Raw genomic sequence first — 14,058 nt, 5'->3', positions numbered from 1 at the left:
AGGAGGTTTCGACATGGACGATCCCCGCAGCAAGCACCCGACACCGCCGCAGCCCGATCAGCAGCAGCCGATGCCCGGCGCCACCGACGCCATGACCCCGCGGCCCGATCATGGCGAACGGAGCTATCACGGATCGGGACGGTTGAAGGATCGGGTGGCGATCATCACCGGGGGCGATTCAGGGATCGGCCGCGCGGTCGCGATCGCCTTTGCCCGCGAGGGCGCGGATGTGCTGATCGCGTATCTCGACGAGCATGACGACGCCCGCGAAACCGCGCGCTGGGTGGAAGATGCCGGGCGGCGGGTGCTCACCATCGCCGGCGACATCCGGGACGAGACCCATTGCCGGACGCTGGTGGCACGGGCGCTGAAGGCATTCGGCCGCATCGACGTGCTGGTCAACAATGCCGCCCATCAGGCCAGCTTCGCGCAGATCGAGGATATCTCGGCCGAGGAATGGGAAGTGACCTTCCAGACCAATATCCACGCCCAGTTCTATCTGGCCAAGGCGGCGATCCCGCATATGACGCCCGGCGCCTCGATCATCAACACCACCTCGATCAACGCCGCCGACCCGAACCCGCATCTGCTGGCCTATGCCACCACCAAGGGCGCGATCGGCAATTTCACCCAAGGGCTGTCGCAACTGGTGGCCGATCGCGGCATCCGGGTGAATGCGGTCGCGCCCGGCCCGGTCTGGACGCCGCTGATCCCCTCGACCATGCCGCCTGAGGCGGTCGAGAGTTTCGGCAAGAACACGCCGCTCGGCCGCGCCGCCCAGCCGGTGGAGATGGCCGGCGCCTTCGTGTTCCTGGCGTCGGACGCCGCCAGCTATATCACCGGCGCGATCATTCCGGCGACCGGCGGCCGGCTGATGTGATCAGCCCGCCGGGCAGTGGGCGCCGGTATCGACCCAGGCCTGCATCAACTGGGTGAAGGCGGCATTGCTGCCGGGCGCCGGGGCGCGGGTGCCGCCCGGCGCCCAGCCCCACAGCACCAGGCTGTCGGTCGAGACATGCTCGATGATCGCCGCCAGATCGCGATCGCCATTGCGCGCCGGATCTTTCAACTGGGCGCAGATCTGGCCGACACTCAGGCCTTCCCATGCCATCTCGGGCGGCGCCAGCGACCAGTGCGGATCGCCCGGCACGCCCGCCGGTTCATAGTTCTCGTCGTGATGGCAGGTGGTGCAGCGCATGCCCACCACACCCATGCCGCCATCGCCGCGCACCACCAGCGGCCTGTGCGGATGGCGGTCGTCGCCCTGCGCCGGCCGGTCGCCGGCCGGATGGCAGTTCATGCAGCGCGGATGCTGCAACACCTTGGCCGCCTCGCCAAACAGCGCCGCCGAGCGTTCCGCCTCAGAGCCGATGCCGTTGAAGGCGGTGACCGGCCGCAGGCTCTGCGGGTCATCGGCGGCGGCCGTGTCGTTGGCGGACATGCCGGCGGCATGGGCCGCAGGCATCAGCGCCGCCAGCGACAGCAGCCCGGCCGTGGCGAGGCCGGCAAGCGTCGTCGGTCCACCCCGCATCAGGCCACCCCGCATCAGGCCACCCCGCATCAGGCCGTCTCCCGCAGCATCGGCAGGCGGCGCGGGCGCTCACGCCCCAGCCGCGCCATGGCATTGGCGATGGCCGGCGCCACCGGTGGCAGGCCGGGTTCGCCGATACCGCTGGGGGCGGCGTCGGATGCCACGATCACCACCTCGACCTCGGGCATTTCATTGATCCGCAGCGAGCGGTAGCCGTCGAAATTCGACTGCATGCGGAGGCCGTCCTCCATGGTGATCTCGCCATACAGCGCATGGCCGATGCCATAGCCGATGCCGCCCTCGATCTGGGCGCGGATGACATCGGGGTTGACGGCAACGCCGCAATCGACCGCGCACCACACCTTGTGCACCCGGGGCTCGCCGTCATCCGACACCGAGACCTCGACGATCTCGGCGACATGGGTGCCGAAGCTCTTCACCACCGCCACACCGCGCGCGCGGCCTTCGGGCGGCGTGGTGTCGTGCCAGCGGGCCAGTTCGGCCACAGCGCGCAGCACGCCGGCCTCCCGCGGCGCCTCGGCCATGAGCGCCAGACGCCCGTCGACCGGATCCTGGCCGGCGACGGCCAGCAATTCGTCGACGAAGCATTCCACCGCATAACCGGTATGGGTGTGGCCGACCGAGCGCCAGAACAGCACCGGTACGCCGGTTTTCGCGATGTGCAGATCACAACTGAAGGCCGGCAGGGTGTAGCGCAGCTCGCTCGCGCCCTCGACCATCAGCGCATCCACACCGTCCTTATAGCCGAAGCCTTCCCAGGGGGTGCCGACGATGAAGGACTGCCCGACCACGGTATCGGCCCAGGCGGTGATGGCGCCATCCTTCACCGCACCCCGCATGCGGTGCACGAACATCGGCCGATAATAGCCGCCCTGGATGTCGTCTTCCCGCGTCCAGACCAGCTTCACCGGCCGGCCGGCGAAGCCGTCGACACCAGCCAGCGTTTTGGTGACCGCCGCCAGTTCCACCGCGAACACCGACCCGACCTGACCGCGCCGGCCGAAGCTGCCGCCGGCCAGCATGGTATCGATCCGCACCTTGTCGGGGGTGACATCGAACACGGCGGCAATCGCCATCTGGTCGCTGGTCTGGATCTGGCTGCCGAAGCGGGCATAGGCGGTGCTGCCATCCCAGGTCATCCAGCCATCCAGCGGCTCCATCGGCGCATGGGCCAGATAGGGGAACTGAAATTCGGCCTCGACCACCTGATCCGCCGCCGCCAGCACGGCCTGCGCGTCGCCATGGGTGGCGGCCACAGCGCCAGGGCCTTTGGCAAGCGCGCTGAAATCGGCCAGGATCTGCTCGGTGCCGCGCATCTCGGCCGCGCTGTCATCCCAGGTGATGTCCAGAAGCTCGCGCGCCTTGATCGCGGGCCAGGTGCTTTCGGCATAGACAGCAACACCGGTCGGCACTTCACGCACCGCCAGCACGCCCCGCACCGCCAGCGCCTGGCTGGCGTCGAAAGCCTTCACCCGGCCGCCGAAACGGGGCGGATGCGCCACCACCGCCACCACCATGCCGTCGGTGTGGATATCGGCCGTGAACATGGCGCTGCCATTGGTTTTGGCGCGGCTGTCCAGGCGGCCGACGGTGTCGCGGTCGTGGCCGATCAGCTTGAAATCTTTGGCGGATTTGACTGGCGCATCGGTCGGCACCGGCAGTTTGGCGGCGGCTTCCGCCACCGCACCAAACCCGGTTTCGCGGCCGGATGCGGCATGGCGGATGCGGCCCTTCGACACCGTCAGCGCGGCCGGCTCCACCTGCCAGTCCGCGGCGGCCGCAGCCACCAGCATGGCGCGGGCGGCGGCGCCGGCCTGGCGCATCTGCATGAAGGAATTGGCGATGGCGGTCGAGCCGCCGGTGCCCTGCATGCCGAACAGGCTGTTGGTGTAAAGGGCGGTGTCGGCCGGGGCGTGCTCGGCGCGCATCTGCGCCCAATCGGCATCCATCTCCTCAGCCACCAGCGTGGCGAGGCCGGTGAACGGCCCCTGGCCGAATTCGATATGCTTGACCAGCACCGTCACCGTGTCGTCGGTGGCGACCCGGATGAAGGCATTGGGGGCGAAGCCACCGGCGGGCATGGTTACATCCGCCGCCGCAGCCTCGGTTGCCAGCGCCCGCTTCATCAGCGACGGCGCCAGATAGACGCCGACCACCAGCCCGGCCGCGCCCTTCAGCAGGCCGCGCCTGGAAACCTGCCCTTGCGCGGGTTGCGTCTGTCGCATCTGCATCGCTCAGGCCTCCAATGACCGGGCCGCGTCCTTGATCGCGGCCCGAATGCGCAGATATGTGGCGCAACGGCAGAGATTGCCGCTCATCGCCAGATCGATGTCGTCATCGGTGGGGTTGGGAACCTCGCGCAGCAGCGCCACCGCGCTCATCACCTGCCCCGACTGGCAATAGCCGCATTGCGGCACGTCATGGGCGACCCAGGCCGCCTGCACCGCCGCCGCTTCCGGCCCGTCGACCGCCTCGATGGTGGTGATTTCAGAGGTGCCGACCGCCCCCACCGGCAGGCTGCATGATCGCAGCGGCTGGCCATCCATATAAACGGTGCAGGCGCCGCATTGCGCCTTGCCACAGCCGAATTTGGTGCCGGTCAGTCGCAGGGTGTCGCGCAGCACCCACAGCAAGGGCGTGTCGTCATCGACATCGACCTGCCGGGCCTCGCCGTTCACCGTGATCACCTGTGCCATGGCTTGCCCTCCCGCGGCTGGCTTGTGGAAACAATGTCAGGCTAAACCGCTGGATGTCGTGCAACAATCAGCATAATGTTGCACGGGATATTGAGGATTATTCATCAATGAAACGTGCAAGCATCACAGATCTGACGGTGTTCATGGCGGTGGCCAGCCATCGCAATTTCCGCAAGGCGGCGCTGGAACTGGGGATGTCGCCCTCGGCGCTGAGCCATGCCGTGCGCAGCCTGGAAGAGCGGCTTGGCGTCCGGCTGTTCAACCGCACCACGCGCAGCGTATCGCCCACCGCCGCCGGCGAGACCCTGTTCCGCCGGCTGACGCCGGCGATGCGCGACATCATGACGGCGCTCGACGAGGTGGATGATTTTCGCAGCACGCCATCGGGCACATTGCGCATCAATGCCTCGGCGAGCAGCGCGCGTGTTCTGATGCAGCCGATGCTGGCCCGGTTTCTGGCACGGTTTCCGGATATGCGGGTCGAGGTGGTGACGGAAGACCGGCTGGTCGACATCGTCGCCGAAGGCTTCGATGCCGGCGTCAGGCTTCTGGAATCGGTGCCGCAGGACATGATCGCGGTGCCGTTCGGCCCGGACCTGCGCCTGATCGCCGTCGCCAGCCCCGATTACCTGAAACAACATGGCACGCCCAAGACCCCACAGGATCTTGCTCGTCACGACTGCATCAATTACCGGCTGGGCAGCGGCCGCGTCTATCGTTGGGAATTCAGCCGCCACGGCCAGGATATCCAGATCGACGCGCCCGGGAAAGTGATCGTCGACAACCCGATGCTGATCCTCGACGCGGCCCTGGCCGGCGTCGGCGTAGCCTTGACCATGGAGGCCCTGGTCGCGGCCGACATCGCCGCCGGCCGTCTGGTGCCGCTGCTGGAAGAGTGGTGCCAGCCTTTCGCCGGCCTGTGCCTGTATTATCCGGGCCGGCGCCATATGCCGGCGGGGCTCAGGGCGTTCATCGACATGATGCGCGAGACCAGCTTCCCCGCCGCCACGTGACGCGCGCGCCGCTCAACCCAGCTCGAAACTGGTGATGCCATAGGTGCGGTCGATGCCGATATCGGGCGCGGCGCCGGTATACATGCGCGCGGTTTCGAACATCGGCGTCAGACCATGGCCTGCGGCCAGCGCCATGGCGCCGGGGTTGCACGCCGGCGTGTCGAGGAACACCGCCGCGTCTGCCGGCACCCGGCCGCGCAGCGCCGTGAACAAGCGGTCGGCAATCGCGCCGGTGTCGGCAAACAGCGGGCCGATCTTATAGCCGGTGCGGCAGGGGCGCAGCACGCCATAGCCCTGCAGACGGCCGTCTTCCACCGCGCCCAGCGCCACACTGCCCGGCTGCGCGATCCAGGGCGCCAGAAAGCCCGGTCGCGGTGCCGCGAAATGGCCGCGATCATAGCGCTCGACCACATCGAATGGCATGTCGGCCAACGGCATCAGCCCGGCATCGCCGGATGTGTCGACGATGCCCGGGCCTTCGTGGCGGATATTGCGATGCGCCAGGATGAAACCCGAGCGGCGATAGCTGTCCTGCTGCGCGATCACGCCATCCAACCCGATCAGCCGACCCTGCAGGCGCGCCATCGCCTGCTGCCAGATCGCCCAGCCATGGCCATGCCCGCGCAGGTCGGGTCGCACGATATAGAAGCCGATGAAACCGAAGCCGGCGCCATAGCGGATCGCCGAGATCACCGCGACCGGCCGATCGTCGATCAGGCCGATCAGGAAGCCGCCGGGATCGGCGGCAATGAAGGGTATCGCATCGGACAGGCCGGGATTCCAGCCCTCGGCCGCCGCCCAGTCAAGAGCCAGCGGCACCTCACCGGCGGTCATCGGGCGGATCGCAAGCTTGGGCGCGGTCATGGCAATGATCCTTCCGGCAGGCTGAGTGTCATGTCACCCAGCCTATACCGGTCAGGCCCCCCTGTCGCCCCCGCCAGGCGGGTCGGTACATCGCGGCCGGTCATACCGGCCATCACCCGATGACCGCTTTGGCCTTCAACCCGGCGAGCGTGGCCGCATCCAGCCCCAGAATCCGGCCCAGCACATCGGCGGTGTCGGCGCCCAGCACCGGGGCGGCGCGATCATAAACCACCGGCGTCGCCGACAGGTTCAGCGGGCTGGCCACGGTGGGCACACGCCCCAGCGTTTGATGCGGCATATCCCGGCGCAGGCCGCGCGCCTGCACCTGTGCGTCGGCAAACACGCGATCGAGAGTGTTGATCGGCCCGCAGGGCACGCCGCGCGGCTCCAGCGCCGCGATCCAGGCATCGGTGGCGCGGCCGGCGACGGCAGCGGCGACAAGCGGCACCAGCGCCGCGCGGTTGGCCACACGGCTTGCATTGGTGGCAAAGCGCGGATCCTCGCCCCATTCGGCATGGCCGGCCTCGATGGCGAAGCGCCGGAACTGGTCGTCATTGCCGATCGCCAGCACCAGATGACCATCGAGTGTTGCGAAGGCCTGATAGGGCACGATATTGGGATGGGCATTACCCATCCGGCCGGGTGCCGTGCCCGCGACCAGAAAATTCATCGCCTGATTGGCCAAAGTGGCCACAGACACGTCCAGTAATGCCAGATCGATATGTTGACCCGCCCCGCCCTGGTCGCGATGCGCCAATGCCGCCAGCACGCCGATGGTGGCGTAAAGCCCGGTCATCACATCGACCAGAGCCACCCCCACCTTCACCGGCCCGCCACCCGGCACCGTGTCGGGCTCGCCGGTCACCGACATCAACCCGCCCATGGCCTGGATCATGAAGTCGTAACCGGCACGCGGCGCATAAGGCCCGGTCTGGCCGAAGCCGGTGATCGAGCAATAGATCAGACGGGGATTGACCGCCTGAAGACTGGCCCAGTCGAGACCGTATTTCTTCAGGCCGCCGACCTTGAAATTCTCGATCACCACGTCGCATTCCGCCGCCAGCCGGCGGATCAAGGCCGCGCCCTCGGCCGTACCCATGTCGATCGCGACCGACTGCTTGTTGCGGTTGGTGGTGAGGAAATAGGCTGCCTCACGCGCCGATCCATCCACCGAGGATGCATAGGGCGGCCCCCAGCCGCGGGTGTCGTCGCCGGCACCGGGCCGCTCGATCTTCAACACCTCGGCCCCCAGATCGCCAAGGATCTGGCTGGCCCAGGGGCCGGCGAGGACGCGGCTGAGATCGAGCACGCGGATATGGGAGAGAGCACCGTTGCGGTCGGGGGCGGCCATCGATCAGGTATCCGTCACAGATGTGGAAAAGCGCGCGAGGGCTTGAGGTGACGCGCCCTCAGCCGAAAGCGGCGATACCGGTCTGAGCGCGGCCCAGGATCAGCGCATGGACGTCGTGGGTGCCCTCGTAAGTATTCACCGCCTCAAGATTGCACATATGGCGGATGACGTGATACTCGTCGGAAATGCCGTTGCCGCCATGCATGTCGCGGGCGCTGCGGGCGATTTCCAATGCCTTGCCGCAATTGTTGCGCTTCATCAGGCTGATCACCTCAGGCGCCGCGGAGCCGCGATCCTTCAGCCGGCCAAGCTGAAGCGCCGCCACCAGACCCAGGGTGATTTCGGTCTGCATATCGGCCAGCTTCTTCTGGATCAACTGGGTGGCGGCCAGCGGCCGGCCGAACATGATCCGGTCCATGGTGTATTGACGCGCGGCATGCCAGCAGAATTCCGCCGCCCCCATGGCGCCCCAGGCAATGCCGAAGCGGGCATTGTTCAGGCATGAGAACGGGCCGGTCAGGCCGCGCACCTCAGGGAAGGCGTTTTCTTCCGGCACGAAGACCTGATCCATGGCGATCTGGCCGGTGATGGAGGCACGCAGCGAGAACTTGCCCTCGATCTTGGGCGCGGTCAGCCCCTTCATGCCCTTTTCCAGCACGAAACCACGGATCGAGCCATGATCGTCCTTGGCCCAGACCACGAAGACATCGGCGATCGGCGAATTGGTGATCCAGGTCTTGGTGCCGGAAATCTCGTATCCGCCATCGACCTTGCGGGCACGGGTGCGCATCGAGGCCGGATCGGAGCCGGCATCGGGCTCGGTCAGGCCGAAACAGCCGACCAGCTCGCCCGTGGCCAGACGCGGCAGATATTTGCGCCGGGTTTCCTCGTTGCCGAAGGCATGGATCGGGTGCATGACCAGCGACGACTGCACGCTCATCGCCGAACGATAGCCGCTGTCGACCCGCTCCACCTCGCGCGCCACCAGACCATAGGCGACATAGGACAGGCCCGCGCAGCCATACTCCTCGGGCAGCGTGCAGCCCAGCAGGCCAAGCGCGCCCATCTCGGTCATGATCTCGCGATGGAAGACTTCATGCCGGTTGGCTTCCAGCACCCGGGTCTGAAGATTTTCCTGCGCATAATCATGCGCGGTGTCGCGGATCATCCGCTCCTCTTCGGAAAGCTCACCCGCAAGGTTCAGCGGATCTTCCCACTGGAAGGAAGGACGGGTTTCACGTGCCATGGTCGGGGTTCTTTCAGCAGGAATTCAAAGGGATGGTGGATAGTGGGTGGTAGATGTCGGTCAGGGATCACCGATGGTCAGGCGCGCAGGCTTCCAGCCGCCATCCGCCTCGTCGCCGCGCGTCAGGTCCATCCGGTATTCGAAACGCTCGGGCACATACAGCGACACCAGATGGTCGAAGGGGCGCATGGCCGGGTCATACAGGGTCCGGGTCAGGCGCAGCAGCGCCGCTCCCGGTGCTACGTCCAGAAGTTGTGCCAACCGATCGTCTGCCAGTTGTGCCGACAGCTTCTGGCGCGCCGCCTCGACCCTGAAACCCGCGTCCTCGAACATCCCCATGCGCGGGCGATGGGCAAGGCTGGCGGCCGTGAAGCCGGCGGCGGCCGCCGGCAGCGTGTGGGTGGAGAGCAGCGCGAAGGGCTTACCATCAGCGGCGCGCACCCGCTCCGCCGCCACAAGCTCGGTGCCGGGCGCAAGCGTCAGTTCGTCGGCGATCGCCGGCGAGGCCGGCACCCGGGCCAGCGACACCAGCCGCATGCCCGACCGGGCGCCGATGTTCTGAATGGTGGCGATCAACCCGTCCAGCGGCGCGCGGATCGGCGCCGGGCGATAGTGATGGGTCACCATGGTGCCCCGCCCGCGCTGCCGGTTGACCAGCCCTTCCCCGGCCAGGTCATCCAGCGCCCGCTTGGCGGTGATCCGCGACACGCCGTAATCGCGGGCGATATCGTGTTCGCTGGGCAGGATATCGCCATCACGCAGTTCGCCGCCCAGAATTTTCTCGCGGAAGATGACATAGAGCCGGTGATACAGCGGCGTCGGCCCCTCGCGACCAAGCGTGCCGTCATGGCCGGCACCGTCGGCCGGATGCCGGTTCCCGTCCGGGCGCGTGGCGACGCGCTGGCCGCGACCCGCGTCACGCCCGCCCCCCTCGCCGTCGGTGCCCGGCGGCACCCTGTCCCCGATCTCGTTCATGGGTGGAGGATAGCGCAGGTTATGAGCTATTGCTATATGAATATGTCATTAGGGCTTTTGACGCGACCGCCCACGCCATAACCCCGTGCGTCAGTCAGGCAGAGGCCGGCGGCGCGGCAAAATACGGGGACTGGCCGAAAAACCCGATCAGGAGGTCGGTGAGAACCCGTATCTTGCGGGCGAGGTGCTGCCCCGGGGGGCGGACGACATAGGCACCCGCCGGGGGTGGCGGATAGCCGGTCATGATCGGCACCAGCGCGCCGGATGCGACATGGTCATGGGTGAGGCAGTCGGGCAGATAGGCGACGCCCAGCCCTGCCGTTGCCGCGGCGACCAGCGCCAGGCCGTTATCGGCCTTGAATCGCCCTTGCGGGCGAACCGTGATGGTCTTGCCGCCATCCATGAACTGCCAGGATTCGGTGCTCTGCATCAGCGCCTCATGGGCGGGGATGTCCTCCGGCGTCTCGGGCGAGCCATGGGCCGCGATATAGGCGGGGCTGGCGACGAGCTTGCCATAGATCGGGCCGACCCGCTTTGCGATCAGATTGGAATCCGGCAGATAGCCAACCCGGATCGCACAATCATAACCCTCGGCGATCAGGTCGACGAAGCGATCGGTATAGCAGGCCTGGATCTGGAGCCGGGGGTGGCGGCGGGCCAGGTCGGCGAGCACGGGTGCGACATGCACGGGGCCGAAGGACAGCGGCGCCGCAACCCGCAGGCGGCCGCGAAGGTCGCCGGTGGGCAGGATCGATTCCCTGGCCATGTCGATCTCGGCGCAGACCCGGGCGGCATGGTCGCGGAAGGTGACGCCGGCTTCCGTCAGCGCCGCACCCCGGGTGGTCCGCGCAAGAAGCTGCACGCCAAGTTCCGCTTCAAGCCGGAAAAGCCGGCGACTGACGATCGACTTGGAGACGCCGAGCCGGACCGCCGCGGGGGAGATGCCGCCGGCATCGGCGACTTCGACGAATGTTTGCAGTGCGTCGATATCCAAGGCGGCGTTCCCCATTTCGCGACACAGTTCCTCATGGAAGCAGACTATCGCATCGCTCTCGGGGCCAGCAATATCCCGTCCAGACAACGCCGCTGACGGCGCATGTCTCTCCCCGGAAAAACCAGTGCCGCTCACACCGGCAACAAAGGATGTCGTGATGACTTTTCGTAACGGCCTCGCATCGCTTCTTCGTCCCGAAGATTCGGTGCTCGTCCTGATCGACCATCAACCATTCCAGCTCGCCAACCTGAACAGCCATGACCCGCAGGCCGTGGTGAACAATTCGACCGCTCTGGCGAAAGCCGCCAAGGCGTTCGGTGTCCCCACCATCCTGACCAGCGTGCTTGCCGAGCGCGGCGGCCTGATCTTCTCGCAGATCACCGATGTGTTCCCGGACCAGGCGGTGATCGACCGCACGTTCATCAACACCTGGGAGGATCAGGCGGTTGTCGATGTGGTCAAGGCGACCGGCCGCAAGCAGTTGATCATCGCCGGCCTGTGGACCGAAGTCTGCGTGGCGATGCCGGTGATCCACGCGCTGGGCGACGGCTGGGACGTGACGGTGATCACCGATGCCTCGGGCGGCACCTCGGTCGAGTCGCACGAGGTCGCCATCCAGCGCATGATCGCGGCCGGCGCGAACATGATGACCTGGCTGGCCCTGGCATCGGAATGGCAGCGCGACTGGGCCCGCACCGAACACGCCGCAGAGCTGACCGATATCATGAAGCACCATGCCGCCGGCAGCGGCATCGCCTTCCTGTGGGAACAGCAACTGCTGAACACGCCGGTACCCGCCACCGCCGGATGATCTGAGACAGGGCGGCGAGGTTCAGGCGATGCGCGGGCCAAGGGTGCGGCGTGCGTTTCGGGCCTCGCCGGTCTCGCTCGACAGGGGTAATAGAACCTGAAGAGCCGAGTTACGGCATTCCTTGTGACCACAGGCCACCGGGGCTAGGCAAGGATTTCCGCTTTAGTTGAGTGTTAGGCATAGGGCGTTCACGCAAAACTACAAGCGGCTTCTTGATGTCAAGACGCTGCACGCGAAACTGGCCATCGAAGAAGAAGATCGATGGCGGGAAGAAAACAAGCGGATAAAGGATAATCTTTCAAAATCTCCGCAAGAGGAAGGCTGATGGATTAGGTCAATTAACATCACGTCCATCGGCACTCTTAGATTTCATCGGCCGATTGCCTCTGCAACCGCCTGAAAGCGCCTTCTGGGAAGAAGACATTGAACACCTGGCCCGCACCCAAATCCGGAGGCTGCCCTACCTGATATTCACTGTCATTGCGTCTGCATTTTTGAGCGATGGACTCCACCCTCAGCAGTTCCGGCTTGATCACACCCGCAAGCAGCTTGAAGGCATGCGTCCAACACCGACGACCCATCGGTTCGAGCAGCATCGTATTGATGAGATGAGGCAGATTGGAAAGGCCAATTCTCGTTCTAACAGTGATCTCATTTCTGCGGATCGTTGCCAACACTCCAAAGGCGCCCACTGTATCATAAGGTGACCCTAGCGCCTCCCATCGAACGCCGCCGACCATTTCTGCAACGCCGTTCCAGATTTGCGCAGCCTTGCCATGGTCGGAAACGGCCAACACGGCATAGAAACGTTGGCGGACGTCGGCCAGCGCCCCATCCGTTTCGACAAGTTGATCCAGATAGACGTCGTAGCTGAAATTCGCCGACCGAGGGCGGCAGCCCGCCGCACCCCAATTCAGTTCATCTGGGGCAACAATCTTCGTTTTCCACTTTGGAGCAAGCCGCTCGGATATCGGCCCCGGCAGAAGCCGATTGAGCTGAAAACGGGGCGCGCCGGCCTTCCGCGCGGCCGCCAGGATTTCGCCGTCCAGTCCGAGAATCTGGCCGTCATTGCGCAGGTAGATGTCCTTAAAGGTTCGTCGCTCAGGCTGCCAGTTGGATCTGTCGACGATCCAAACAAGCCGGATGCCGTTGTCTGCATAAAAATCCTCTCGGCGGACGATATTCGGAAGCTGCGTCGTCGCAAGCTGAATCTCAAAGGCAGCAGGTCCGCCATACCAGGATGCCGCGAAGACGTCGGGAAAAGCATAGCTCGTGCCGTCCACCCCCTTTGTATAACGCTCTTGCGCGATGGCGGCTTCCTTGGCTTGGTGATCGAACGCCAGATTCTCACAGATCATCGCCTTGAGTGCTTTATGTCGCTCGCTTTCCTGATGACCGTGGAACTTTCTAGCATCTATCGACCGGGCATTACGCGCATTAGCAGATGACCATAGACAGTCTTTGACTTCAGTGCCAAAATGATAGCAATGGCGGCGTCCTTTAGTGGACTCTCGCGCATAGACAGGGCTTCGACAATCACCACACCGCAGAAGCGGCTCGCCGGCTTTGCGCGAACGCGTAGCCTTGGCGCGCAAGTCAGTCCATTCGGTCTCTGACAACGAATATAGATATGCTTCAGTGCGGATTGGCTGGTCTGAAGCCCTTCCGTCATCTACAAATAGTGCCCCGACTGTAAGATCACCAGATCGCATGATATGATAGTTGCGAGCACTTGCTAAGAGGATCACGTCCCGCGTGGTGGTGTATGAGCACTGGCGCGGGGCAGACGTGGAGGGCGGCGATCGGGCCGGCCGGCCGGATCATGACGAGCGCTCGTTCAGCCGCTGGCGCAACGTCTGGCGGCGGCGGGCCATGTGCGCCTCGACCTCGTCATGGGGGATAGACGGACGGGGATCGGCCAGGGCTTCCTGGACGCGGGCGCGGAACCAGGCGTCGTGGCTGGGCTGGTCGGTCACCATCCGGCTTCTTTCTGGTGGCGGACGGCCAGGATGATCACCCGGTCGTCGGTGATGCGATAGCGGGCGACATAGCCAGTGTCGCCGAAATCGATCAGCCAGTCACGATAGATATCGGGCAGGTCGTCGACCACGCGGCCCATCTTCGGCCATGTGCCGAGCGCGCGCACGCCCTTGATGATCGCGGCACCGGCACGGTTCGCGGCGGCGGGGTTCTTTGTGCGCAGGAAGGCGCTCAGGCGCTCAAGATCCCGGAGTGCTGCCGGGGCGAAGACTACCGGTCGCATTCGGCCGTGGACGTGAGCGGCGGCGCGGGCTTCTCGTCATCGGTGCCCCAGCTTTCAAGCCAGGTTTCGACGTCGGCGGCGGTGGCGTGCAGGCCGGTGGTCTGATACTCATCCCACGCGGCGAGCGTGTCGCGGCGCAGCGCCTCGCGCCGTTCCTCGCGCTCGACATATTGCGCGATCGCCTCGCGCATGATCCAGTGCGCGCTGCGCCGGCGGGCCTGAGCCAGATGCTGCACACGCCCTTTCAACTCGGCATCGAGCTTGACGGATGTGGCGGTCGCCATATCAGTGCC

15 protein-coding genes are annotated in these 14,058 nt (G+C 65.7%); 3 read left to right on the top strand and 12 right to left on the bottom strand.

Features of this window, described 5'->3' with window-relative positions; translation table 11 throughout:
• Nucleotides 1–13: 13 nt before the first annotated feature.
• Nucleotides 14–880 carry an SDR family oxidoreductase gene (locus WG924_RS06670; protein WP_345932218.1) on the top strand — a complete coding sequence of 289 codons (867 nt, stop codon included), beginning with the start codon at nucleotides 14–16 and terminating at the stop codon, nucleotides 878–880.
• Here WG924_RS06670 and WG924_RS06665 read toward each other — a convergent pair whose 3' ends face one another.
• Genes WG924_RS06665 through WG924_RS06655 form a run of 3 tightly spaced genes read right to left on the bottom strand, consistent with a single transcriptional unit; the run spans nucleotide 881 to nucleotide 4,248 of the window.
• Nucleotides 881–1,561 (bottom strand): Isoquinoline 1-oxidoreductase subunit, encoded by a 681-nt coding sequence (locus WG924_RS06665; RefSeq protein ID WP_345932217.1) that lies wholly within the window; start codon nucleotides 1,559–1,561, stop codon nucleotides 881–883. It abuts the gene before it with no gap.
• Nucleotides 1,561–3,783 carry a xanthine dehydrogenase family protein molybdopterin-binding subunit gene (locus WG924_RS06660; protein WP_345932216.1) on the bottom strand — a complete coding sequence of 741 codons (2,223 nt, stop codon included), beginning with the start codon at nucleotides 3,781–3,783 and terminating at the stop codon, nucleotides 1,561–1,563. The genes WG924_RS06665 and WG924_RS06660 overlap by 1 nt, the downstream gene beginning before the upstream one ends.
• A 3-nt stretch (nucleotides 3,784–3,786) precedes the next feature.
• The gene (locus WG924_RS06655) at nucleotides 3,787–4,248 is read right to left on the bottom strand and encodes a (2Fe-2S)-binding protein (RefSeq protein ID WP_188580158.1); all 462 of its coding nucleotides are present in this window, start codon (nucleotides 4,246–4,248) and stop codon (nucleotides 3,787–3,789) included.
• Nucleotides 4,249–4,355: 107 nt separating this feature from the next.
• On the opposite strand from WG924_RS06655, the gene WG924_RS06650 reads away from it, so the two are divergent.
• The gene (locus WG924_RS06650) at nucleotides 4,356–5,261 is read left to right on the top strand and encodes a LysR family transcriptional regulator (protein ID WP_345932215.1); all 906 of its coding nucleotides are present in this window, start codon (nucleotides 4,356–4,358) and stop codon (nucleotides 5,259–5,261) included.
• A gap of 12 nt (nucleotides 5,262–5,273) precedes the next feature.
• Here WG924_RS06650 and WG924_RS06645 read toward each other — a convergent pair whose 3' ends face one another.
• The 5 genes from WG924_RS06645 to WG924_RS06625 all read right to left on the bottom strand — a co-directional run bounded on the left by WG924_RS06645 (nucleotide 5,274) and on the right by WG924_RS06625 (nucleotide 10,691).
• Complete coding sequence (locus WG924_RS06645) at nucleotides 5,274–6,125, bottom strand: GNAT family N-acetyltransferase (protein ID WP_345932214.1); 852 nt, start codon at nucleotides 6,123–6,125, stop codon at nucleotides 5,274–5,276.
• Nucleotides 6,126–6,237: 112 nt separating this feature from the next.
• Complete coding sequence (locus tag WG924_RS06640; protein WP_345932213.1) at nucleotides 6,238–7,476, bottom strand: CaiB/BaiF CoA transferase family protein; 1,239 nt, start codon at nucleotides 7,474–7,476, stop codon at nucleotides 6,238–6,240.
• A gap of 58 nt (nucleotides 7,477–7,534) precedes the next feature.
• A complete protein-coding gene (locus WG924_RS06635) occupies nucleotides 7,535–8,722 on the bottom strand; it encodes an acyl-CoA dehydrogenase (RefSeq protein WP_345932212.1) in 1,188 nt (395 codons plus the stop codon).
• Between the two features lie 60 nt (nucleotides 8,723–8,782).
• Nucleotides 8,783–9,697, bottom strand: a complete 915-nt coding sequence (locus WG924_RS06630) for a GntR family transcriptional regulator (RefSeq protein ID WP_345932211.1) — start codon at nucleotides 9,695–9,697, stop codon at nucleotides 8,783–8,785.
• Between the two features lie 94 nt (nucleotides 9,698–9,791).
• Nucleotides 9,792–10,691 (bottom strand): LysR family transcriptional regulator, encoded by a 900-nt coding sequence (locus tag WG924_RS06625; protein WP_345932210.1) that lies wholly within the window; start codon nucleotides 10,689–10,691, stop codon nucleotides 9,792–9,794.
• A gap of 157 nt (nucleotides 10,692–10,848) precedes the next feature.
• Here WG924_RS06625 and WG924_RS06620 point away from each other — a divergent pair, with 157 nt between their 5' ends.
• Nucleotides 10,849–11,502: a hydrolase gene (locus tag WG924_RS06620; RefSeq protein WP_345932209.1), complete on the top strand. Its 654-nt coding sequence runs from the start codon at nucleotides 10,849–10,851 to the stop codon at nucleotides 11,500–11,502.
• Nucleotides 11,503–11,864: 362 nt separating this feature from the next.
• On the opposite strand, the gene WG924_RS06615 is transcribed toward WG924_RS06620, so the two are convergent.
• The 4 genes from WG924_RS06615 to WG924_RS06600 form a co-directional block, all read right to left on the bottom strand.
• Entirely contained in the window at nucleotides 11,865–13,097 is a 1,233-nt protein-coding gene (locus tag WG924_RS06615; protein WP_345932208.1) for a DUF6035 family protein, read from the bottom strand.
• A gap of 225 nt (nucleotides 13,098–13,322) precedes the next feature.
• A complete protein-coding gene (gene relB / locus WG924_RS06610) occupies nucleotides 13,323–13,478 on the bottom strand; it encodes a type II toxin-antitoxin system RelB family antitoxin (RefSeq protein ID WP_345932207.1) in 156 nt (51 codons plus the stop codon).
• Nucleotides 13,475–13,765 carry a type II toxin-antitoxin system RelE/ParE family toxin gene (locus tag WG924_RS06605; RefSeq protein WP_345932206.1) on the bottom strand — a complete coding sequence of 97 codons (291 nt, stop codon included), beginning with the start codon at nucleotides 13,763–13,765 and terminating at the stop codon, nucleotides 13,475–13,477. Before WG924_RS06605 ends, relB begins: the two co-directional genes overlap by 4 nt.
• A complete protein-coding gene (locus WG924_RS06600) occupies nucleotides 13,753–14,049 on the bottom strand; it encodes a CopG family ribbon-helix-helix protein (RefSeq protein ID WP_345932205.1) in 297 nt (98 codons plus the stop codon). The genes WG924_RS06605 and WG924_RS06600 overlap by 13 nt, the downstream gene beginning before the upstream one ends.
• Nucleotides 14,050–14,058: the final 9 nt, after the last annotated feature.

It is taken from the genome of Tistrella arctica (genome assembly GCF_039630945.1).
In the GTDB taxonomy this organism is placed as follows: Bacteria; Pseudomonadota; Alphaproteobacteria; order Tistrellales; family Tistrellaceae; genus Tistrella; species Tistrella bauzanensis.
This window is presented reverse-complemented; position numbering and strand designations above follow the sequence as displayed.